Genomic DNA, 21,517 nt, shown 5'->3' with positions numbered 1-21,517 from the left:
GGCGAAGCGCTCCGCCGGGGCAAAAACATTCCGCCAGCCAGCCGTTCGGGCGACGCGTTTCGCTTGAATGTCCAGCCGATAGAGCCTATTTAGAATTATTCCAAACTATCGGCCCGGAAGGGCCTGGAGATATCCATGTTCATCCAGACCGAATCGACGCCGAACCCGGCGACGCTGAAATTCCTGCCCGGCAAGGAAGTGCTGCGCGACGGCACCGCCGATTTCCGCGACGCCGAAGGCGCCGCACAGGCTTCGCCGCTGGCCGGCCGGCTGTTCGAGATCCCCGGCGTCACCGGCGTCTTCTTCGGCTACGACTTCATCACCGTGACCAAGGACGGTCCGGACTGGCAGCACCTGAAGCCGGCGATCCTCGGCGCCATCATGGAGCATTTCATGTCCGGGGCGCCGGTCATGGCTTCGGCTGCCCCGGCCAACGATGCCGGCCAGGCCGGCGAGTTCTACGACAAGGCGGATGAGGAGCTGGTGCTGACCATCAAGGAGCTGCTCGACACCCGGGTGCGCCCGGCGGTCGCGCAGGATGGTGGCGACATCACCTTCCGCGGCTTCGAGAACGGCACCGTGTTCCTGCATATGAAGGGTGCCTGTGCCGGTTGCCCGTCATCGACGGCGACGCTGAAGCACGGCATTCAGAACCTGCTTCGGCATTTTGTTCCGGAAGTGCAGCAGGTCGAGCAGGTCGCCTGATAATTCTGCTCCGCCGGCCGCCTGTTGCGGTTTCTGAGCTTCTCGGCGGAGTGAATTTTCTCCAACCGCAAAAACAAAAAACCGGGCCCCAACAGCCCGGTTTTCTGTCTTTGGACGTCTTGTTGTTGCCTAGACGGTCCGCGCACGCAAGCTTTTGTCCGCGGCCATCGTGATCACATCACGATGACCTTGGCGCCGACCGAAGTGCGGTCGTAGAGATCGATAATGTCCTGGTTCATCAGGCGGATGCAGCCCGACGACATCGCCTTGCCGATGGAGAACCACTCCGGGCTGCCATGCAGGCGGTAGCCCATGTCGCCGCCCTTGTTGAACAGATACATGGCGCGCGCGCCGAGCGGGTTCTTCAGGCCCGGCTCCATGCCGCCCGCGAATTTGGCGAGTTCGGGCTGGCGCTTGATCATCGGCGCCGGCGGCGTCCAGGTCGGCCATTCGCGCTTCAGCGCGATATGGGCGGTGCCGTGCCACTCGAAGCCCTCGCGGCCGACGCCGATGCCGTAGCGCATGGCCATGCCGTCACCCTCGACGAAGTAGAGGAACTTGTTCTGGGTGTCGACGATGATGGTGCCGGGCTTCTCGGGAGTGTCGTAGCGCACTTCCTGCCGGCGGAAGCGGGCCGGAACCTTCTCGATCGGGATGCGCGGCAGCTGATAGCCGGCATCGGTCATCGCGCCATAGTTGTTGGTGAAGATTTGCCCGCCAATGGTGCTGCACCCGCTGATCGCGGTCGACAGCGCAAGGACGGCGACGATTGCAAACGACTTCAAGCGCATGAATAGGTCCGACGCCCCGCCTTTTATCAGCGGCACAAGCCGGCCGCTTTCTCACCATCATTCATGCTGGCATTTCTTTTGCTTGCCAAGCGTGCACTGCCTATATGCATGACCTTCCCTGCTGGTAAGTGCCGAACTGCGGCATTTCGGCAACAGGGGTCCCAGGATTGTGAAGTAAAATCAACGGGGCAGCCGGAAAGGCTGCCGGAGACAGGAGAGCGCCATGAATGTCGGTGATGCCGCCGAGCGTTCCGGCCTGCCGGCCAAGACCATCCGCTACTATGAGGAGATCGGCCTGATCCTGCCGGCGCGGGCCGAAAACGGCTACCGCGACTACTCGCGCGACGACGTGCACCGGCTGGCCTTCTTGCGCCGCGCCCGCAACCTCGGCTTTTCAATCGACGATTGCAGGCAGCTGATGGCGCTTTATCAGGACCGCGACCGCGCCAGCCATGACGTGCGCGAAATCGCCAGCGCCCATGTCAGGGCGATCGAGGAAAAGGTGCGCGAACTGCAGTCGATGCGCGCGACGCTGCAGAAGCTGATCCACGCCTGCCACGGCGATGACCGGCCGGACTGCCCGATTTTGGATGACATGGCGGGGGCGGCGTGAAGTCGCCGACCGGAGCTAGACAAGTATCCAATCTCTATCTTAGCTCTTGAGCCAGAAACAAATCCTCGGCAGGAGTGCTCCACCCGTGAAGGGATACTGGCTCATCGTCGGCACCGAGATTTCGGATCAGGAAGCGCAAGCCGAATACGCCAGGCTTTGGAAGCCCATCGGCGAGAAGTATCAGGCGCGCAGCAATCCCTCGAAAGTGCCGCCCCTGCTGGTGGAGGCGCGCGATGCCGGTCGGGTGGTGGTCGTCGAATTCCCGTCATTGGAAGCTGCCAAGGCCTGCTATGACGACCCGGCTTACGAGGAAGCGAAGCGGTTTGCGCTGCAGGCGTCGAACCGCGTGCTGCTCATCTTCGAAGGGGATCTGGGGGAGGCTGGATGAGGCGCTCTACAATGAAGCGTCAATCATCGGCATTACTTGGGCGATCACCGATTGGCCTGTAACGCTGATTGCGTTCGGCTTAGGATTTTTTTGGGGTTCATACTGCGGATGCAGCAGGGTAGCAACACTCTCAAGTGTTGCGGTGGTCTGTGAAATATATAACCGCCCGCGCCTTTCGCCCTCGTTAGGTGGGCGACGGAGTTGCCCGGGTCCGTGTTATCTGGGCCGAAATAGCGCCATTTGATTTCGCCTGTGACGCCATATTTGGTCTTTATCCTGCGCACTTCGTCTGCAATGCCATGCCATTGGGCCTCATGCATGATAAGACCGGCTGTGACAAAATAGGGCCTATTGCCCACGCGGCAGGGTTTGGGCGGGCTACCACTCTCGTCAATAAGGCAAAGGTGCATTCTGCAATGTCAGGCAAACCCGCTGAAAAGAGTCAAGTTGAGAAGTTCCGCGAACTGGCGCGGGAGATTGAAACCGTCGATTCCGAAGAGCCGTTGAACGCGGCGATTAGGAAAGTGGCAAAGTCCCCGCCGCCGCCTAAGCACGACGAGAAAGCGGGAAAGAAGCCTCGCTAGCCCCTTGGTCGTCATCATAAGACTTCCACCAAGTGCCGCGCAGGATGCTGGCGATATCCCGATCCTGTGTGGGGTGACGCATCCGGTGAGGATCGAGCAACGGTTCGGTTTCTATGAGCCGCCGTCGTGAGCGTTCGATATACTCTCTCGATCTGGCGATTAGAATGCTGTCCTGATTGGAATAAAGCGCGCAATGGGGATTGTTGGGAGACATAGCGTGGCTCCGGTCTTATGCAGACGGGAGCGCTAGATCGCTGTCTCTCAGCCGCCGATGTCCGTTGGGTCGTTACCGGCGATAGTGGTCAACATACCGGAACCCAATTCGGTTCCCCAATTAATTGTGCGTCTGGGTCTGTCAAATATACAATCGCCCTTTAATATCGGGTTCAAACCGTGAACAAAATCTGGCATGGTGCTTGCCATGCCTATCGTTTCCGCGATTCCCCTTAACCCGCTGATCGACGGCCGCCAGTCGGAGCGCGCCATGCTGGTGCGGCGCGGCGTGCAGCGCCTGCTCACCCAAATGGGCGCGCATGTGCTGCCGGAGCTATCCCTGGCCACCGGCCGGCGGGCCGATCTTGTCGCGCTGACCCGGCAGGGCGACATCTGGATCATCGAGATCAAATCCTCGATCGAGGATTTTCGCGTCGATCGCAAATGGCCGGACTACCGGCTGCATGCCGACCGCTTCTTCTTCGCCACCCATCCCGGCGTGCCCGCGGAAATCTTTCCGGAAGAATGCGGCTTCATCCTCTCCGACGGCTATGGCGCGGAGATCTTGCGCGAGGCGCCGGAGCACCGCATCGCGGCCGCGACGCGCAAGGCATTGATGCTCAGGATCGCCCGCGCCGGCGCGGCGCGGCTGCTGGCGGCGGAGCTTGCCGGTGTTTCGGTGCCGGTGCTGGACGGCGAAAGCGAGTAGGACGCTATCTCGTCGTCGCTGGCCGCGGGCCGCGCAGCACCGGGCTGCACTGCGCCGGGACCCAAAGCGCAGCCCCTACTCGACATTGACGTCCACGACAATTTTGTACGCGTTCCCATCAAAAGTATGAACCGAGAAGGTCATCTGATCCTGCCCCTTGAACCCGGCAGCCGATTTGTAGACGCCTTTTATTCCGTCGACCTTTCGAGAATTGCATTTAAATCTCTGGTTGGTTTTCGCAAAAGATGTGTAAACCTTCCCTTCAACCAACCTAACTTCCCCATGACTCGGCCCGGAGATAATTTTTACATCGTCCTTGCCGGCAGAAGAGCAGTCCACGTTCAGGCTCGCTCCCTTAAAGACGAGAATCTCTTGGCCCGTCAGTGCCGTTTTTTCATAGCTCGACAGATGTGTGAACGCAGCCGCCGGAGAGAGCCCAAGGCCCAAAACCGCGACCGTTGCTATGACACTTGTTGTGCGGCATACCATTTTTGCTGGCCCCTTAACCGAGTGAATTGCCCCATCGCTGTCTGACGGCACGCTGAAGCACGCTAGCACTCCAGCGATAGCTTCAACTCATCAAATTCAAGTCATCGGAAAGTAGTGGTGCGCCTTACAACGCTTCCATTGATCGGCAAGACCGCGTTCCCCGCTGCCCTACTCCACTTCTTCTTCGGCGCCACCCCGCGCCGGCGCCATCAGCAGCACCGCCGCGCCGACCAGCGCGGCGATCAGCGAGCCGGCGAGGATGCCGACCTTCACCGCGTCCTGAAGGGCCGCGTCATTGGCGAAGGCGAGCAGGCCGATGAACAGGCTCATGGTGAAGCCGATGCCACACAGAAGCGAAATGCCGATCATATGCAGCCAGCCAGCATTGGCCGGCAGGTCGGCGAGGCCGAGCCGGATGGCGAGAACCGAGGCGCCGAAGACGCCGACCAGCTTGCCGACGACGAGGCCGGCGGCGACGCCGAGCGTCAGAGGCTCGACCAGCGCGGCAACGCTCAGGCCGCCGAGCGAGACGCCGGCATTGGCGAAGCCGAAGATCGGGATGACGATGAAGGGCACGAGCTTGTGCAGGCCATGTTCCAGCCGATGCAGCGGCGAGTGTTCGACGTCGTGACCGATGGCGGGCGAACGCTCGAGCGGGATGGTGAGCGCCAGCGCCACGCCGGCAAGCGTCGCATGCACGCCCGACTTCAGCACCAGCACCCAAAGCGCCGCGCCGAGTACGAGATAGGGCAAGAGGTTCATCACCCGCATGCGGTTGAGTACGATCAATACGGCGATGACCGCGAAGGCGGCGCCGAGATAGGCGAGCGACAGGCCGCTGGTGTAGAACAGCGCGATGATGATGACGGCGCCGAGATCGTCGATGATGGCCAAAGCGGTAAGAAACACTTTAAGCGAGGCCGGCACGCGGCTGCCGAGCAGCGACAGCACGCCGAGCGCGAAGGCGATGTCGGTGGCGGTGGGGATCGCCCAGCCGGAAAGCGCCGCCTGGTTGTCGCGGTTGATCAAGACATAGACCAGCGCCGGAAACACCATGCCGCCGGCCGCGGCGATGCCCGGCAGCACGCGGCGCGGCCAGGTTGAGAGCTGGCCGTCCAGCATCTCGCGCTTGATCTCCAGCCCGACCAGCAGGAAGAACACCGCCATAAGCCCGTCATTCACCCAGTGCGAGACGCTGAGCGGACCGAGATAGGCGTGGAGGGCGGCGAAATAGGTTTCGGCGAGCGGCGAGTTTGCGACGATGAGCGCAAGGGCGGCGGCCGCCATCAGGATGATACCGCCGGCCGCCTCGCCGTCGAGGAATTCGCGAAGCATCGATTTCGGCCGCTCGTCGCGCATGCCCCCTCCGTCACATGGCCCGCCGGCCGGTGTCCTTCGCGATGATGCTCAAACGCGCACGACGGGGCAAGCAATGGACCGGTCGGCCACCGTCGCCCCCCTTGCAAGCGCCGGCGCCGCCCCTCACCTGCCTGCCGGCATCCTCTCCCCGTATGACGGGGAGAGGGGCGCTCTCATCGCGGTTTTCGCCAATCGCCAGCGTTGCTAGGCGGCAGCCAGCGCTGCCTTCGACACTCGCCATCGGCAGCACCGTACGCGCGTTTAAGCAGGTTACCGCGGCGCCCGCTTTGCCAGAATCCGCTGCAGGGTGCGCCGGTGCATGTTGAGCCGGCGCGCGGTCTCGGAGACGTTGCGGTCGCACATTTCATAGACGCGCTGGATATGTTCCCAGCGCACGCGGTCGGCCGACATTGGGTTTTCCGGGGGTGCCGCCCGCTCGCCCGCGGTGCGGGTCAGCGCGGCGAAGACGTCGTCGGCATCGGCGGGCTTCGACAGGTAGTCGACAGCGCCGAGCTTCACCGCCGTCACCGCGGTGGCGATGTTGCCGTAGCCGGTCAGGATGATGGTGCGGGAATCGTCGCGCTTCTCGCGGATGGCGGCGACCACGTCGAGGCCGTTGCCGTCGCCGAGCCGCATGTCGACCACCGCATAGGCCGGCGGGCGGGCGCGCGCCTTGGCGACGGCCTCTTCCACGCTTTCCGCCGTCTCGACCGCGAAGCCCCTGGTTTCCATGGCGCGGGCAAGCCGGGTGAGAAATGGCTTGTCGTCGTCGACGATCAGCAGCGAGGTGTCCTCGCCTTCTACCATTGCGCCGGTGGGTTCTTCTGCGCTCATTTGCGTCAGCATCCTACTGCCTTACTTTTACGCAGATACAATTCTGCAACAGCAATGTCCAATTTTTACACCCGGCAACAAAGCTGCCATGCGCCAAATGCATAGGCTCACGCATTGTCGAATGCGGTGCCCGGGGCATGCTCGGGATTGAGGAAGACGCCGCGAGGCCAGGTGATCTGCACCACCGCCCCCTCGCCGAGCCCGCTCGAATTGCGAAAATCGATCGTCGCGCCCGAGCGCTCCAGCAACGTCTTGGCGATGAAAAGCCCGAGCCCGAGGCCGCCGCCGGCCTCTGTCCCCTGGCGCGTCGACATATAGGGCTCGCCGATGCGGTCGATGATTTCCGGCGGGAAGCCCGGCCCGTCGTCAATGATCGAGAAGGAGACCTCCTCACCGTCCCAGTTCCAGCTGACGGTGACCGTGTTCTTGGCGAAGTCGACGGCGTTCTCGACCAGATTGCCGAGCCCGTAGATGACGCCGGGGCTGCGCTGCCCGACCGGCTCCGGGCCGATGCGCTCGCCGGGGCGCAGCCGGATCGAGATGCCGAAGTCGCGGTGCGGCGCCGTCACTTCCTCGACCAGCGAGGTCAGCGGCAGGCGCGAAAGATGCGCCTCGCCTTCCGAGGACAGGCTGGTCAGCCGCTTCAAAATCTCGCGGCAACGCTCGCTTTGCGAGCGCAGCAGCTTCACGTCCTCGCTGAATTTCGGATCTTCTCCCAGCGCCTTTTCCATTTCCTTGGCGACGACGGTGATGGTGGCCAAAGGCGTGCCGAGCTCATGCGCGGCGGCCGCCGCGAGGCCGTCGAGCGCCGAAAGATGCTGCTCGCGCTGCAGCACCAGCTCGGTGGCGGCGAGCGCGTTGGCGAGCAGGCGTGCCTCGGCCGCGACGCGGAAGGCGTAAATCGCGGTGAAGGCGATCGAGGCGAACACCGCCATCCACATGCCGGCGACATAGATGAAGGGCATCGACAGCGGCGCGCCTTCGTACCAGGGCAGCGGCAGATGGAAGAACACAAGCAGCGTGGCCGCCGCGATGACCAGCGCGCCGAGCACCGCGGTGAGGCGCAGCGGCAGTGATGCGGCGGAAATGACGACGGGCACCGAGAGCAGGACCGAAAACGGGTTGGTCAGGCCGCCGGTCATATAGAGCAGGCCGGCGAGCTGCAGGCTGTCGATGGTGAGGATGACGAAGGCCGAGAGCGGGGTCAGCCGATGCGCCGCGGGATAGCGGAAGGTGAGCCAGAGGTTCATCCAGGCCGAGCAGGCGATGAGCGCGAAGCACAGCGAGACCGGAAGCGGGAATTTCAGCCCGTAGCCGACGACGAGCACCGCGATGCTCTGGCCGACAATGGCCAGCCAGCGCAGGCGGATCAGCGTGTTGAGCCGCAGCCGCTGGCTCTGCTGGGAATCGGGCGCGCGCAGAATATTGATCATCGACTTACGATTATAGCCGCAGGAGGGTGAGCGCTAGTAGCGCTGTGACGGCGACTTGACCGGTCAGCGGCCGTTGTTTCGGTTCACCATCATGAGCGCTTGATGATTGGCCTAGGCCCCTCGCGATTTCGTCATCCACCGGCGGAGCGACGCGAAGCGGAGCGCAGGCCCGAGGAGATCCATTCCGTGACTTCGAAGTTTTGCGATGGTTCAGAATTCTGTTCCGCTGCATTTTACGGTCAAGGTAACGGAATGGATCCTCGGGTCTACGCGCGTCGCTTCGCTCCTTGCTCCGCCCGTGGATGACGAAGTGATGCTTTTGCGCCAATCGCCAACGCACGTTGCCCACTAACGCGAATGGCCCGCCGAAAGCGGCACGAACCTATGTCCCGCGCGGCTTGGCGCGGCTGGTGGCGGCCGCCAGCAGCGGGTTTTCCGGCCAGACATGCTTAGGATAGCGACCGCGCATATCGGTGCGCACATCCGCCCACGAGCCGCGCCAGAAGCCGGGCAGATCGCGCGTCGTCTGGATCGGGCGATGCGCCGGCGACAACAGCTCCAGAGTCAGCGGCACCGTACCGCCCGCGACCGAAGGATGGCGATCGAGGCCGAACAGCTCCTGCACGCGGATCGCCAGCACCGGCCATTCGCCGTCATAGCGGATCGGCACATGGCTGCCCGAGGGCGCGTCGAAATGGGTCGGCGCCAGCGCGTCGACCTCGCGCTGCAGGTCGTGCGGGACCAGCGACATCAGCCCCGCCGCAAGCGCCGTCGGCCTGATCGCCGCGAAGGAGGCCTCGCCGGCAAGGAAAGGCAGCAACCAGTCGTCGAGACGGTCGAGAAGCGCCTGGTCCGAGACGTCGGGCCAGGGAGAACCGAGGCCGCGATAGAGCCAGCCGAGCCGCTGGCGCAGCGTTTCCGCCTCCTTGCCCCAGTCGAGCAGCGACAGGCGGTGCTCGCGCAGGGCGTCCAGCATGGCCCGATCGGCCTCGGCACCGGAAGGTGCGGGCAGCATGCGCTCGGAAAGGGTGATGGCGCCAAGGCGAGCGGTCTCGCGCACGCGCACGGCGCGGCGCTCGCGGTCGAAACTCGTCTCGCGCTTCGTCTCGATGCGGTCGGCAAGCGCGGTGCGGATAAGGGCCTCGTCGACGGGCGCGACGGCGGTGATACGGGCATTCTGCGCCTTGCCCTGCAGATCGGCGACGACCAGCCAGCTCTCGCCGGCAAGCGGATCGGCAGCATCGACCATCGCGCCGGAACCGTTGGCGAGCACGAAGCGGCCGCGCTCGCCGCGGGCTCTGGCGACACGATCCGGCCAGGCATGGATCAGCAAGGCGCCGGGCGCGGCTGGCGAGTCTGCCCTTGCCCCGCCTGCCTGCTTGGCCAGGCGTGCGGCAAGTTGCCGGGCGGCACCGGCGCGCGGCGATTTTTCGGCGCGGAAGCGGATCAGCCGCCGTTCCAAATCTGCGCTGTCGCCGCCAAGCCCGCGCTCCGTCAAAAGCACGGCAAGCATCGCCGCTTCCTGCGCCTGCCCGATCTCAGCCGCTTCGGCCACCATGTGCGCGAGCCGCACGGGCAGAGCGAGCTTGCGCATCGCCGCGCCCGCCTCCGTCAAGCGGCCGGCGTCATCGATTGCATGCAGCGCTTTGAGCAACACCCTCGCTTCGTTGAGCGCCGGCGCCGGCGGCGGGTCGAGGAAGGACAGGCTCGACGGATCGGCGACGCCGAAAGCGGCGCAGTCGAGCAACATGCCGGAAAGGTCAGCCTCGAGGATTTCCGGCGGTGTGAAGGCGGGCAGCGCCGCCGTCTGCTCGGCACGCCACAATCGGATGGCGACGCCCGGCTGCGTTCGTCCGGCCCGGCCGGCCCGCTGATCGGCGGAAGCCTTGCTGACGCGCACCGTTTCCAGCCGGGTCAGGCCGCTTGCCGGCTCGTAGCGCGGCAGGCGCGACAGGCCGCAATCGATGACGACGCGCACGCCGTCGATGGTGATCGAGGTCTCGGCGATCGAGGTCGCCAGCACCACTTTACGGCGGCCAGGCGACGCCGGCTTGATCGCGGCATCCTGCGCCCTGTTGTCCAACTGGCCATAGAGCGGAACGATGTCGGTATCGGCACCGAGGCGATCTTCTAGCCGCTCTGCGGTGCGCTCGATCTCGCGCTGTCCGGGCAGGAAAGCGAGCACGCTGCCCTGCTCGGCGGCCAGAGCCGAGCGAACCGCCTTGGCCATCGCGTCCTCGACCGCCATGCCGGCCGGCCGCTCGTCATAGCGGATGTCGACCGGGAAGGCGCGGCCCTCGCTTTCGACCACCGGCGCCCCGGCCAGTAGTTTTGCGACGCGCGCGCCGTCGAGCGTCGCCGACATCACCAGCAGGCGCAGATCCGGCCGCAGCGCGCCCTGAACATCGAGCGCCAGCGCGAGGCCGAAATCGCCGTCGAGCGAACGCTCGTGGAATTCATCGAAGATTACCGCCGCAACGCCGGGCAGTTCGGGATCGTCGAGGATCATGCGCGACAGCACGCCTTCGGTGACGACGAGGATCTTTGTCCGCGCTGAAGTGCGGTTCTCCATGCGCATCGCGTAGCCGACTGTACCACCCGGCTCCTCGCCGACAAGCTCGGCCATGCGACGGGCGGCGGCGCGGGCTGCCAGCCTGCGCGGCTCCAGCAGCACGATCCTGCCTTCGCCGAGCCAGGGCGCGTCGAGCAGCGCCAGCGGCACCAGCGTCGTCTTGCCGGCACCGGGCGGCGCCACCAGCACGGCGCTGTTGCGCCCGGCGAGCGCCTCGCCGAGCACCGGCAGCACGGCGGATACCGGGAGTTCCGGCAAAATTCCTCTGTTCATGGCGTCCGCATATCAGCGGCCACGGTGAGCGCGCAACCTGTCCCGGAATTGCCTAAAGCCTGGTGCGCGTGAACGGGTTCCAGCGCACGGTGCCCAGCCGTACCTCCTCGCGAACCATGGTCAGCAGGCCCGAGGCGCCGAGCACCGCAAGGCCGGCCAGCGTCAGCAGGTCGGGATTTTCCCGGAAGAACAACGAGCCCAGCACCACCGCCCAGACGATCTGTGAATAATGCGTCGGCGCGATCCGGTTGGCGGGCGCGTATTTGGCCGCGAGAAGCTGCAACAGCTGACCGCCGGCGGTGAAGGCGCCGGCCATGACCAGCCAGATCAGCTGATTGCCATCCGGCAAGGTGAACGACGTTGCCGCCACACCGAGGCCATTGAAGAGCAGGCCATAGCCGACAAGCACGCCGAGCATCGTCGTGCGCTTCTCCTGCTGCGCCAGCGACCGCATCAGGATGACGCTGGTGGCGGCAAGAAAGGCGATGGCAAAGGCCGCGAGGTGGCCGAGATGAAGTTCGCGGAAACCCGGCCTGACAACCAGCATGACGCCGGCAAAGCCGGCGACCACGGCGAGCCATCGCCACGGCCCAACCTTCTCCTTCAGGATGAGAGTGGAGAGGATGGTGACGAACAACGGCGCCAGGAAAATCAACGCGTAGACTTCCGCCAGCGGAATGGTGGTGAAGGCATAGACGCTGAGCACGCCCGATGCGATGCCTGCCCAGGCGCGGGCCTGCACGGCCCAGGGCCGGCTGGTGCGCCAGAAGTCGCGCCAGCGCTCATCGGCAGGCCTTGTGAAGAACAGGAAACAGCCGGCAAACAAGGTTACGAAGAAGCCGATCTCGAAGACGGTGAACTGCCCGCCCAGGCTCTTGATGACGGCATCGCTCCACGAATAGCTTGCATAGGCGACGAGGGCGAGCAGGATTCCGTTCGGCACGTTCCATATCCGGGAGAAAAGAAGTGAAGATACTGGCGCTGGGGGCTCATCCCGACGATATCGAGATATTCATGTTCGGTACGCTGGCCGCCTATGCCGCGCTAGGCGCAGAGCTGACTTTTGCGATAGCCACGGACGGAGCCAAGGGCGGCGAGGGCGATCCGAAGTCGCTTGTCAAAACGCGACGCGAGGAAGCGACCGAGGCGGCCGGCCTGCTCGGCGTCACACCGCGTTTCCTCGGTTTCCCCGACGGGGCGCTGGTTGCGGATGCCGCATTGATCGACACACTCAAGGCGCTGATCGGCGAGGTGCAACCGGACCTCGCGATCACGCATGCGCCGAACGACTATCACGGCGACCACCGCGCGCTGTCGGACGGCGTGCGCATCGCGGCGTCCTTCGAGGTACCGGTGCTGCATGCCGACACGCTGGGCGGCACAGGTTTTTCGCCGACGCATTACGTCGACATTTCCAGCCACTGGGACCTCAAGGGGCAGGCGATTCTCGCGCATCGCTCACAGGGGCCCGAGCATTATCTCAACGGTGCACGCATGCAGAACGCGTTCCGCGCCGGCCAATGCAACGGCGCGCCCGGCGCGCTGGCCGAGGCGTTTCGGTTCCAGCCCGTCTTCCCCTTTGCCGACATCCGCGAGCTGCTGCCTCCGGCGCCGCGGATCCGGCCGGTCACGGTGGGCCCGAAGACCGCCAAGTAGCCGGCTGACGCCGAGCCGCCGAGGCAGCCCACAGTTTTCCCAACGATTTCAAGCACCGCTTTCGTCATGCTGCGGCGCAGCAACGAATTCGCTTGCGTTGTTTAGTAAAAAGAGCATCACTAAACAAATTACTAAACATCGGCAGCGCGACGCGCGCCATGTTCAGGCCCTCGGAGGAGCGAGGTTGAGGCTTTTGAAACCGTCATCCGGACGCGTTTCGCAAATGGGAGGTAAGGCATGAAATCGACCTTGAAACTGGCGTTGGGACTGGCCTCGGCGGCACTCGCGTCGACCGCCGTCTCGAACGCGGCGCATACGGAAGATCTGACGCTTTGCTGGGCGGCCTGGGATCCGGCCAACGCGCTCGTGGAATTGTCCAAGGACTTCACCAAGGAAACCGGCATCGGCATGAAGTTCGAATTCGTGCCGTGGACCAACTATGCCGACCGCTTCCTCAATGAGCTCAACTCACACGGCAAGCTCTGCGACCTGATCATCGGCGACAGCCAGTGGATCGGCGGCGCGGCCGAGAACGGTCATTACGTCAAGCTGAACGACTTCTTCGACAAGGAGAAGATCAGCATGGACGACTTCGTGCCGGCGACCGTCGTCGGCTATTCCGAATGGCCGAAGAACACGCCGAACTACTGGGCGCTGCCGGCCATGGGCGACGTGGTCGGCTGGACCTATCGCAAGGACTGGTTCTCGCGGCCGGAACTGCAGAAGGAGTTCAAGGAGAAATATGGCTGGGACCTCGCCCCGCCGACGACCTTCGACCAGCTGAAGCAGATCGCCGAGTTCTTCCAGAAGCGGCAGATCGACGGCAAGACCGTCTATGGCGCCTCGATCTACACCGAGCGAGGCTCCGAAGGCATCACCATGGGCGCCATGGACGTGCTTTACAGCTACGGCTTCCAGTATGAGAACCCGAAGAAGCCCTATGAGATGGACGGCTTCGTCAATTCCGAGAAATCGGTGAAGGGGCTGGAATTCTACAAGGCGCTCTATGATTGCTGCACGCCGCCCGGCGCCTCCAACAGCTACATGGGCGAAGGCGTCGATGCCTTCAAATCCGGCCAGGTGGCAATGCACATGAACTTCGCCTTCACCTGGCCCGGCCTGCAGAAGGACGAGAATGTCGGCGGCGACAAGATCGGTTACTTCGCCAATCCGAAAGGTCCCGACGGCGACCAGTTCGCGCAGCTCGGCGGCCAGGGCATTTCGGTGGTTTCCTACTCCGACAAGCAGGAATCGGCGCTGAAATACATCAAGTGGTTCGCCAACAAGGACGTGCAGGCCAAGTGGTGGTCGCTCGGCGGCTATTCCTGCCTGAATTCCGTCGTCAAGGATCCGAAGTTCCCGTCCAGCCAGCCCTATGCGCAGGCCTTCCTCGACTCCATGGCGATCGTGAAGGACTTCTGGGCAGAGCCGAGCTACGCGCCGCTGCTGCAGGCCTCGCAGAAGCGCTTCCACGACTATGTCGTCGCCGGCCAGGGCTCGGCCAAGGATGCGCTCGACGGCCTCGTCAAGGACTGGACGCAGATCTTCCAGGACGACGGCAAGATGTAAGGCTCCTCCCGAGCAGGTGCGTCCCGTGCCGCCTTGGCACGGGACGCAGTTCAGATAAATTTCATCGCCGAGGCTGACCAGTGACCGATGCAGGACTAACCATGCTCAATCGGACTGCGGACAACGCTGCGCGGGCCACACCCGAGCCGTTGGCCAGGAAGATCCGGGGCATCAGCGACAAGGGCCTCGCCTGGCTGTTCATTTCGCCGACGATCCTTCTGCTTTTAGCCATCAACATCTTCCCGCTGTTCTGGGCGATTTACCTCTCCTTCACCAATTACCGCGCCAACCGCCCGAACGAAGTGGTCAAGAATCTCGGGCTTTCCAACTACAGGCGCATCCTCGGCGACCAGGATATCTGGATCGCAATGCAGACGACGGCGCATTTCGTCTTCTGGACCATCCTGCTGCAGACGGTGCTCGGCTTCACGCTCGCCTGGCTGATCGACCGGAAATTCCGCGGCCACGCCTTCTGGACCACGATCATCCTGGTGCCGATGATGCTGTCGCCGGCGGTGGTCGGCAATTTCTGGCGCTTCCTCTACGAGCCGCAGATCGGACTGTTCGCCTACGCCATCTCATTCCTCACCGGCATCCCGCCGACGAATGTCCAGATGCTGTCCAATGTCGAGCTGGCGCCATGGGCGATCATCATCGTCGACTCCTGGATGTGGACGCCTTACGTGATGCTGATTTGCCTCGCGGGTCTGCGCTCCATCCCAGAATACATTTATGAAGCGGCCGAGGTCGACCGCGCCTCCAACTGGCGGCAGTTCTGGTCGATCACCCTGCCGATGGCGCTGCCCTTCATCATGCTGGCCGTGCTGTTCCGCGGCATCGAGAACTTCAAGATGTTCGACATGGTCAACCTGCTCACCGGCGGCGGACCGGGCTCGACCACCGAGGTCGCCTCGATCACGCTGAAGCGGCAGGCCTTCGAAAGCTGGCGCACCGGCTATTCCTCGGCCTTCGCCATCATCCTGTTCGTCGCGGTGTTCGGCCTTGCCAACATCTACGTCAAGGCACTCAACAAGGTGAAGCAGAGATGAGCCTGACCACCGCCCATTCCGTCGTCGCACCTTCGACGAACTCGAAGCGGATCGCCGGCGTGCTCGTCGTCGGCTACGCGCTGATCTCGATCGTGCCGCTCTTGTGGATCTTCGCCACCAGCTTCAAGACGCCGCCGGATTCGATTGCCTATCCGCCGAAGATCGTCTTCCAGCCTAGCATCGAAGGCTACTGCAACCTGTTCACGACCCGCACCAGGCAGACGCCAGAATACATCAACGCGCTCGGACCGGCGACCGGCTTCTGCGACGAGACGGTGCGCAAGCGCAACATGGTGATCGCCGGCCCGTCGAACTTCCTGCCGCGCTTCGTCAACTCGCTGATCATCGCCTTCGGCTCGACCTTCTGCGCGGTGTTCCTCGGCACGCTCTCGGCCTACGGCTTCTCGCGCTTCAAGGTGCCTTTGGCAGACGACCTCCTGTTCTTCATCCTGTCGACGCGCATGATGCCGCCGATCGCCGTCGCGATCCCGATCTATCTGATGTACCGCGAGCTCGGCCTCTCCGACACCGCGCTCGGCATGATCCTGCTCTACACCGCGGTCAATGTCTCGCTGGCGGTCTGGCTGCTCAAGGGCTTCATCGACGAGATCCCGCGCGAATACGAAGAAGCGGCGATGATCGACGGCTATACGCGGCTGCAGGCCTTCTGGCGCACGGTGCTGCCGCAGGCGACCACCGGCATTGCCGCGACCGCCATCTTCTGCCTGATCTTTGCCTGGAACGAATATGCGTTCGCCGCGCTTCTGACCTCCGGCACGGCGCAGACGGCGCCGCCCTTCATCCCGACCATCATCGGCGAAGGCGGCCAGGACTGGCCGGCAGTGGCCGCCGGCACGACGATCTTCCTGGTCCCCATCCTGGTCTTCACCATCCTGCTCCGCAAGCAATTGCTGCGCGGCATTACCTTCGGCGCGGTGCGCAAATGAGCACGATCCAGCCTGCAAAACGCAAATCGCGTTGGCCCGTCTGGGCAAGACGCGGCCTGATGGAAAACATCGCCACGGCGATCATCGCCATCGGTTTCCTGATGCTGTTCCAGCCTTTCGCGCTGTCGCTCTACAGCTATTCCTTCGTCACCATGCTCGCCGGCACCGCCATGTTCATCGTCGTCTCGAAATTCCCGGAATAGAAATGGCCGAGATCCGTGTTCAGAACCTGAGGAAAGCCTTCGGCGAGTTCGTTGCCGTGCAGGATTCCAATTTCGTTGTCGAGGACGGCGAGTTCTTCGTGATGCTCGGGCCGTCGGGCTGCGGCAAGACGACGACGCTCCGCATGATCGCCGGCCTCGAACTGCCCACCGGCGGCAAGATCCTGCTCGGCGGCGAGGACGTCACCATGCGCCGGGCGCGCGAGCGTGACATCGCCTTCGTCTTCCAGCTCTTCGCGCTCTATCCGCATATGAATGTGCGCAAGAACATCGGCTTCCCGCTCTTGGCGCAAGGCATGGCGTCGGCCGAGATCCGCGCCCGCGTCGAGGAGACCGCGAAGCTGCTGCGCATCGACCACCTGCTCGACAAGTCGGTCTCCGGTCTTGCCGGCGGCGACCGTCAACGCGTCGCGCTCGGCCGCGCCATCGTCAGGCGACCGAAATGTTTCCTGATGGATGAGCCGCTTGGAACCCTCGACACCGAGTTCCGCGATTTGATGGTGCATGAGCTGCGCGAGCTGCACAACCGCATCCACGCCACCACCGTCTATGTCACGCACGACCAGATGGAAGCGATGTCGATGGCCGACAAGATAGCGGTGATGAACCACGGCGTCATCGAGCAGTTCGGCAGCCCGCGCGAGATTTACGACCGGCCGGCCACGATGTTCGTCGCCGATTTCATCGGCTCGCCGCCGATGAACTTCTTGCGCTTCGGCGGTGGGCTCGCGAAGGGTGCGAAGGAGATCGTCGTGCAGGGCGCCAGGGTGACGGTCCCGGAAGTGCGCGAGGATATTGCGCCGGCCGACATGGCGCTTGGCATCCGCCCCGAGCACATCCGCTTCGACGATGCCTCGAAGCTGCGCGGCGCGATCTACGGCACCGAATATCTCGGCACCACGCAGATCGTCGCGGTGGAGACGGCTGACGGCATCATCAAGGCCCGGGTGCCGGCCGGAATCCATCTAAATACGGGCGAACAGGTAGGGCTGGCATTGAGCAGCGCGCGGCTGTCGCTGTTCGAGAAAGGCACTGGACGCGCGGTGAAAACCGTCATGTACGATCAGGCAGTGGAGGCGCGCCATGGCTGACGTGCAGATTCAGGGTGTGACCAAAAGCTTCGGCGAGACAGTCGCGGTCAGCGATCTCGACCTGCAGATCAAGGACGGCGAGTTCGTCGTGCTGCTCGGGCCGACCGGCGCCGGGAAGACGACGACGCTCAGGCTGATCGCAGGGCTCGAGCGGCCGGACAGCGGCACGATCCAGATCGGCGGCCACGATGCGACGGGGCTGTCGCCGGCCGAGCGCGACACGGCCTTCGTCTTCCAGCAATATTCGCTCTACCCGCATCTTTCGGTCTTCGACAACCTCGCCTTCCCGCTGCGCTCGCCGGCGCGGCGTTTTCCGGAGGAAGCAATCCGCCGCCGCGTCGAGGAAGTCGCGCGGATGGTGCGCATCGACCACAAGCTCAACAACCGCTCAACCAGGCTTTCGGGCGGCGAGATGCAACGCGTCGCCATCGGCCGCGCGCTGGTGCGAAAGCCCTCGATCTATCTGATGGACGAGCCGCTGTCCTCGCTCGACGCCAAGCTGCGCGCCGATCTCAGGCTCGAGCTGAAGCGCATCCAGTCCGAGCTCGGCGCCACCATGCTCTACGTCACGCATGACCAGATCGAGGCGATGACCATGGCCGACCGCATCGGCATCCTCTCCGAGGGCGTGCTGGTGCAGATCGGCACGCCGCGTGCGATCTATTCTGAGCCGGCAAACCTTCATGTCGCGGCCCGCCTCGGCCAGCCGGCGATCAACCTTCTGCCGGCAGGGTTGCTGCCCGACGGCGCCGCGCCCACCGGCACGACGACGATCGGCGCGCGCACCGAACATCTCGCGATCGAAAAGGCGGCGAACGGCCATGCCGACGGCGTCGTCGACTGGGTCGAGCATCTCGGCGACCAGAACCATCTGCATGTCACGGTGGGCGCCAAGAAGCTGGTGACGCTGACCGATCCCGACACGCCGCTCGCAAAGGGGGACAGAGTGACGATCCGCTATCGCTCGCCGCTTTATTTTGGGTCGGACGGTCAAAGATTGATGTAGCCGGCGCATCCGCACTTTTTGATGACCCGCAGATACGGACTGGACGAAATCCATGAAGCACTTTTTCAACCGCAAGGACTCGATCGTTACCGAAGCGCTGGACGGTTATCTGGCCACTGCCGGCTCCGGGGCGCTGGCGCGGCTCGACGGCTATCCGGAGATCAAGGTGGTGTTGCGCGCCGACTGGGACAAGGCGAAGGTCAGCGTCGTTTCGGGCGGCGGCGCGGGGCACGAGCCGTCGCATGCGGGCTTCGTCGGCGCCGGCATGCTGACGGCGGCTGTCTCCGGCGAGATCTTTGCTTCGCCGAGCGTCGAGGCGGTGCTGGCGGCGATCCGCGCGACGACCGGGCGGGCCGGCTGCCTGCTGATCGTCAAGAACTACACCGGCGACCGCCTCAACTTCGGCCTCGCCGCAGAAAAGGCCCGCGCCGAGGGCTTCGCGGTCGACATGGTGATCGTCGGCGACGACATCGCGCTGCCCGACATCGCACAGCCGCGCGGCATCGCCGGCACGCTGTTCGTGCACAAGATCGCCGGACATCTTTCCGAATCCGGCCATGACCTAGCCTCGGTCGCGGCGGCAGCGCGGGCGGCGGCGAAGGACATCGTTTCGCTCGGCATCTCGCTCTCCTCCTGCTCGATCCCCGGCCAGACCCACGAGGACCGCTTCGGCGCCGGCGATGGCGAACTCGGTCTCGGCATCCATGGCGAGCCGGGCGTGGAGCGCATAACCCTGCAGAGCGCCAGTGCGCTCGTCGCCATCATGGCCGACCGCCTCGCGGCCCGGCTCGATGCCGGCAGCCGCTATGCCTTGCTGATCAACAATCTCGGATCGGTACCGCCGCTCGAAATGTCGTTGATCGCCAATGCCGTGCTGGCCTCGCCGCTGGCAAAAGCGGTGACGCTGACGATCGGTCCCGGACATCTGATGACCGCGCTCAACATGAACGGGTTTTCGCTGTCGCTGATCAGGCTCGAGGCGGAGCGCGAGGCGGCGCTGCTGGCGCCGGTCGGCCCGCATGCCTGGCTGCCGGCCAGGCCGGTTCGCCCGCCGGTCGTGGTGGCCACAGCCCAGCCGGCAGGTCGCGACATCGCCAAGGCGGCCAGCCGTGACGCCGGCGCCGAGCGGCTCATTGCTGCGGTCTGCGAGAAGCTGATCTCGCTCGAGGAGGCTCTGAATGGCCTCGACGCCGAAGCCGGCGACGGCGACACCGGATCGACGGTGGCGACCGGCGCACGCAGCGTGCTCGACCGCGTCGACACGCTGCCGCTTGCGGACAAGGCCGCAACGCTCGCCACAATCGGCGATACATTGGGAACTTCTATGGGCGGTTCCAGCGGCGTGCTTTTGTCGATCTTCTTCACGGCTGCCGCGCAGTCGCTCAACGGCGGCGCGCCGCTCAGCAAGGCGCTGCTCGCCGGCCTTGACCGCATGACCTTCTACGGCGGCGCGAAGCTCGGCGACCGCACAATGGTCGACGCCCTGGAGCCGGCTCTGAAGGCGCTCGACACGAACGGGCTGGAGGCGGCTGCTTCGGCCGCGCGGAGCGGCGCGCAGGCGACGGCGGCGATGCAGAAGGCGAAGGCCGGTCGCTCGGCCTATATCGGCCGCCAGCTTGACATAGCGGATCCGGGCGCGTTTGCAGTTGCCGAGGCGTTCGCGGCCGTGGTGGCCATGTTCGCCCCGGCGTGAAGGACAGGCGATGGCCGCATCCGATTTCTCACAATTGATCGCGGCAACTGCGGATACGATCGCGGCGCATGCCGACGAGCTGACCGCGCTCGACCAGGCGATCGGCGACGGCGACCATGGGCTGAACATGAAGCGGGGCTTCGAGGCGGTGCGCGCCGAAAAGGCCGCAATCGCGGCAAAACCGCTGCCGGACGCGCTGAAGGCGATCGGCACCAAGCTGGTGATGACCGTCGGTGGAGCCTCCGGGCCCTTGTTCGGTACTCTGTTCATGGCGCTCGGCAAGGAACTGTCCGGCACGCCCGACCGCGCCGCGCTGACAGCGGCGCTGGGTAAGGCGATCGAGGCGGTTTCGGCGCGCGGCAAATCGCAGCCGGGGCAAAAAACGATGCTCGACGTGCTGCAGCCGGTGTATGAGGCACTGGCGCAGGGCAAGACGGCTGGCGCAATCGCAGACGCCGCCGACAAGGCGGCCGAGGCCACCGTGCCGATGAAGGCCTTGCGTGGGCGCGCCTCTTTCCTGGGGGAGCGCTCGATCGGGCATATGGACGCCGGGGCGCGGTCGACCGCGCTCTTGGTGCGCGCAGTCGCTGAAGCAATCGAGGGTTCTTGATGAGCAATGTCGGTATCGTCATCGTCTCGCATTCGCCGCTTGTCGCCGAAGGCACGGCCGACATGGTGCGCCAGATGGTGGGCGACGAAGTGCCGCTTGCATGGTGCGGCGGAAACGGCCATGGCGGGCTCGGCACCAGCGTCGAGGCGATCATGGGCGCGATCGACAAGGCCTGGTCGGAAGCGGGCGTCGCCATCCTGGTCGATCTCGGCGGCGCCGAGACCAACAGCGAGATGGCGGTCGAAATGATCGGCGAGCCGCGATCCCGCAGAATAGTCGTCTGCAATGCGCCGATCGTCGAGGGTGCGGTGATGGCGGCGACGGAATCGTCCGGCGGCGCATCGCTCAAGGAAGTGGTGGCGACGGCGCATGAATTGTCGCCGTCGTGAGTGAACGGGAATCGACTGAATGTCCGCATCCGCCGAAGCCACGGTTCTGATCACCCACGAGGTGGGCCTGCACGCGCGCCCTTCGGTGAAGTTCACCAAGCTCGCCAAGTCGTTCACGGCCGAGGTGGAGGTGGCAGTCGCCGCCAACGGCCCCTGGTTCGATGCCAAGAGCATCGTCAAGGTCATGGCGGCCAAGGCGCCGAAAGGAACCGTGCTGCACATAAGGGCGCGAGGCGACGGCGCAAGCAACGCGGTCGAAGCGCTGGTCGGCCTGGTGCAGCGCGATTTCGACGAGGATGCGGATCATGCCCGCTCCGCTTGAG

At 64.4% G+C, this 21,517-nt stretch carries 23 protein-coding genes; 16 read left to right on the top strand and 7 right to left on the bottom strand.

What is annotated here, in order from left to right:
* Positions 1-135 precede the first annotated feature (135 nt).
* Complete coding sequence (locus tag P9228_RS04005; protein ID WP_067003527.1) at positions 136-705, top strand: NifU family protein; 570 nt, start codon at positions 136-138, stop codon at positions 703-705.
* 173 nt (positions 706-878) lie between these two features.
* On the opposite strand, the gene P9228_RS04000 is transcribed toward P9228_RS04005, so the two are convergent.
* Complete coding sequence (locus tag P9228_RS04000) at positions 879-1,496, bottom strand: L,D-transpeptidase (protein ID WP_278052461.1); 618 nt, start codon at positions 1,494-1,496, stop codon at positions 879-881.
* Positions 1,497-1,719: 223 nt separating this feature from the next.
* On the opposite strand from P9228_RS04000, the gene cueR reads away from it, so the two are divergent.
* The 4 genes from cueR (at position 1,720) to P9228_RS03980 (ending at position 4,003) form a co-directional block, all read left to right on the top strand.
* Complete coding sequence (gene cueR, locus P9228_RS03995; RefSeq protein ID WP_067003523.1) at positions 1,720-2,109, top strand: Cu(I)-responsive transcriptional regulator; 390 nt, start codon at positions 1,720-1,722, stop codon at positions 2,107-2,109.
* An 85-nt stretch (positions 2,110-2,194) separates the two neighbouring features.
* Positions 2,195-2,497, top strand: a complete 303-nt coding sequence (locus tag P9228_RS03990; RefSeq protein ID WP_278052460.1) for a DUF1330 domain-containing protein — start codon at positions 2,195-2,197, stop codon at positions 2,495-2,497.
* A 416-nt stretch (positions 2,498-2,913) separates the two neighbouring features.
* A complete protein-coding gene (locus P9228_RS03985; RefSeq protein ID WP_278052459.1) occupies positions 2,914-3,081 on the top strand; it encodes a hypothetical protein in 168 nt (55 codons plus the stop codon).
* Between the two features lie 421 nt (positions 3,082-3,502).
* Positions 3,503-4,003, top strand: a complete 501-nt coding sequence (locus tag P9228_RS03980; protein WP_278052458.1) for an MmcB family DNA repair protein — start codon at positions 3,503-3,505, stop codon at positions 4,001-4,003.
* A 75-nt stretch (positions 4,004-4,078) separates the two neighbouring features.
* On the opposite strand, the gene P9228_RS03975 is transcribed toward P9228_RS03980, so the two are convergent.
* The 6 genes from P9228_RS03975 to P9228_RS03950 form a co-directional block, all read right to left on the bottom strand.
* The gene (locus P9228_RS03975) at positions 4,079-4,543 is read right to left on the bottom strand and encodes a hypothetical protein (RefSeq protein ID WP_245435028.1); all 465 of its coding nucleotides are present in this window, start codon (positions 4,541-4,543) and stop codon (positions 4,079-4,081) included.
* A gap of 117 nt (positions 4,544-4,660) precedes the next feature.
* Entirely contained in the window at positions 4,661-5,851 is a 1,191-nt protein-coding gene (gene nhaA, locus P9228_RS03970; RefSeq protein ID WP_127215884.1) for a Na+/H+ antiporter NhaA, read from the bottom strand.
* Between the two features lie 270 nt (positions 5,852-6,121).
* Complete coding sequence (locus P9228_RS03965; RefSeq protein WP_040974834.1) at positions 6,122-6,685, bottom strand: ActR/PrrA/RegA family redox response regulator transcription factor; 564 nt, start codon at positions 6,683-6,685, stop codon at positions 6,122-6,124.
* Between the two features lie 107 nt (positions 6,686-6,792).
* The gene (locus P9228_RS03960) at positions 6,793-8,118 is read right to left on the bottom strand and encodes an ActS/PrrB/RegB family redox-sensitive histidine kinase (RefSeq protein WP_095799233.1); all 1,326 of its coding nucleotides are present in this window, start codon (positions 8,116-8,118) and stop codon (positions 6,793-6,795) included.
* 382 nt (positions 8,119-8,500) lie between these two features.
* Entirely contained in the window at positions 8,501-10,963 is a 2,463-nt protein-coding gene (gene hrpB, locus P9228_RS03955; RefSeq protein ID WP_278052457.1) for an ATP-dependent helicase HrpB, read from the bottom strand.
* Positions 10,964-11,015: 52 nt separating this feature from the next.
* Complete coding sequence (locus P9228_RS03950) at positions 11,016-11,906, bottom strand: DMT family transporter (protein WP_278052456.1); 891 nt, start codon at positions 11,904-11,906, stop codon at positions 11,016-11,018.
* 23 nt (positions 11,907-11,929) lie between these two features.
* Here P9228_RS03950 and P9228_RS03945 point away from each other — a divergent pair, with 23 nt between their 5' ends.
* The 11 genes from P9228_RS03945 to P9228_RS03895 all read left to right on the top strand — a co-directional run bounded on the left by P9228_RS03945 (position 11,930) and on the right by P9228_RS03895 (position 21,516).
* The gene (locus P9228_RS03945; protein ID WP_278052455.1) at positions 11,930-12,619 is read left to right on the top strand and encodes a PIG-L deacetylase family protein; all 690 of its coding nucleotides are present in this window, start codon (positions 11,930-11,932) and stop codon (positions 12,617-12,619) included.
* A gap of 237 nt (positions 12,620-12,856) precedes the next feature.
* The gene (locus P9228_RS03940) at positions 12,857-14,188 is read left to right on the top strand and encodes an extracellular solute-binding protein (protein ID WP_278052454.1); all 1,332 of its coding nucleotides are present in this window, start codon (positions 12,857-12,859) and stop codon (positions 14,186-14,188) included.
* A gap of 101 nt (positions 14,189-14,289) precedes the next feature.
* A complete protein-coding gene (locus P9228_RS03935; RefSeq protein ID WP_067324282.1) occupies positions 14,290-15,237 on the top strand; it encodes a sugar ABC transporter permease in 948 nt (315 codons plus the stop codon).
* Positions 15,234-16,184 (top strand): carbohydrate ABC transporter permease, encoded by a 951-nt coding sequence (locus P9228_RS03930; protein ID WP_067324280.1) that lies wholly within the window; start codon positions 15,234-15,236, stop codon positions 16,182-16,184. The genes P9228_RS03935 and P9228_RS03930 overlap by 4 nt, the downstream gene beginning before the upstream one ends.
* Positions 16,181-16,387, top strand: coding sequence for a hypothetical protein (locus tag P9228_RS03925; RefSeq protein WP_095777044.1), 207 nt, complete (start codon positions 16,181-16,183; stop codon positions 16,385-16,387). The genes P9228_RS03930 and P9228_RS03925 overlap by 4 nt, the downstream gene beginning before the upstream one ends.
* 2 nt (positions 16,388-16,389) lie before the next feature.
* Positions 16,390-17,496, top strand: a complete 1,107-nt coding sequence (locus P9228_RS03920) for an ABC transporter ATP-binding protein (RefSeq protein WP_095824311.1) — start codon at positions 16,390-16,392, stop codon at positions 17,494-17,496.
* Positions 17,489-18,502, top strand: coding sequence for an ABC transporter ATP-binding protein (locus P9228_RS03915; RefSeq protein ID WP_278052453.1), 1,014 nt, complete (start codon positions 17,489-17,491; stop codon positions 18,500-18,502). Before P9228_RS03920 ends, P9228_RS03915 begins: the two co-directional genes overlap by 8 nt.
* 52 nt (positions 18,503-18,554) lie before the next feature.
* Positions 18,555-20,195 (top strand): dihydroxyacetone kinase subunit DhaK, encoded by a 1,641-nt coding sequence (locus P9228_RS03910; RefSeq protein ID WP_278052452.1) that lies wholly within the window; start codon positions 18,555-18,557, stop codon positions 20,193-20,195.
* A gap of 10 nt (positions 20,196-20,205) precedes the next feature.
* Positions 20,206-20,805 carry a dihydroxyacetone kinase subunit DhaL gene (gene dhaL, locus P9228_RS03905; protein ID WP_127325360.1) on the top strand — a complete coding sequence of 200 codons (600 nt, stop codon included), beginning with the start codon at positions 20,206-20,208 and terminating at the stop codon, positions 20,803-20,805.
* Positions 20,805-21,194 (top strand): dihydroxyacetone kinase phosphoryl donor subunit DhaM, encoded by a 390-nt coding sequence (gene dhaM, locus P9228_RS03900; protein WP_067324268.1) that lies wholly within the window; start codon positions 20,805-20,807, stop codon positions 21,192-21,194. The genes dhaL and dhaM overlap by 1 nt, the downstream gene beginning before the upstream one ends.
* Positions 21,195-21,213: 19 nt before the next feature.
* Entirely contained in the window at positions 21,214-21,516 is a 303-nt protein-coding gene (locus tag P9228_RS03895; RefSeq protein ID WP_067324266.1) for an HPr family phosphocarrier protein, read from the top strand.
* Position 21,517: the final 1 nt, after the last annotated feature.

The sequence above is a fragment of the Mesorhizobium sp. WSM4898 genome, from assembly GCF_029625845.1.
In the GTDB taxonomy this organism is placed as follows: domain Bacteria; phylum Pseudomonadota; class Alphaproteobacteria; order Rhizobiales; family Rhizobiaceae; genus Mesorhizobium.
This window is presented reverse-complemented; position numbering and strand designations above follow the sequence as displayed.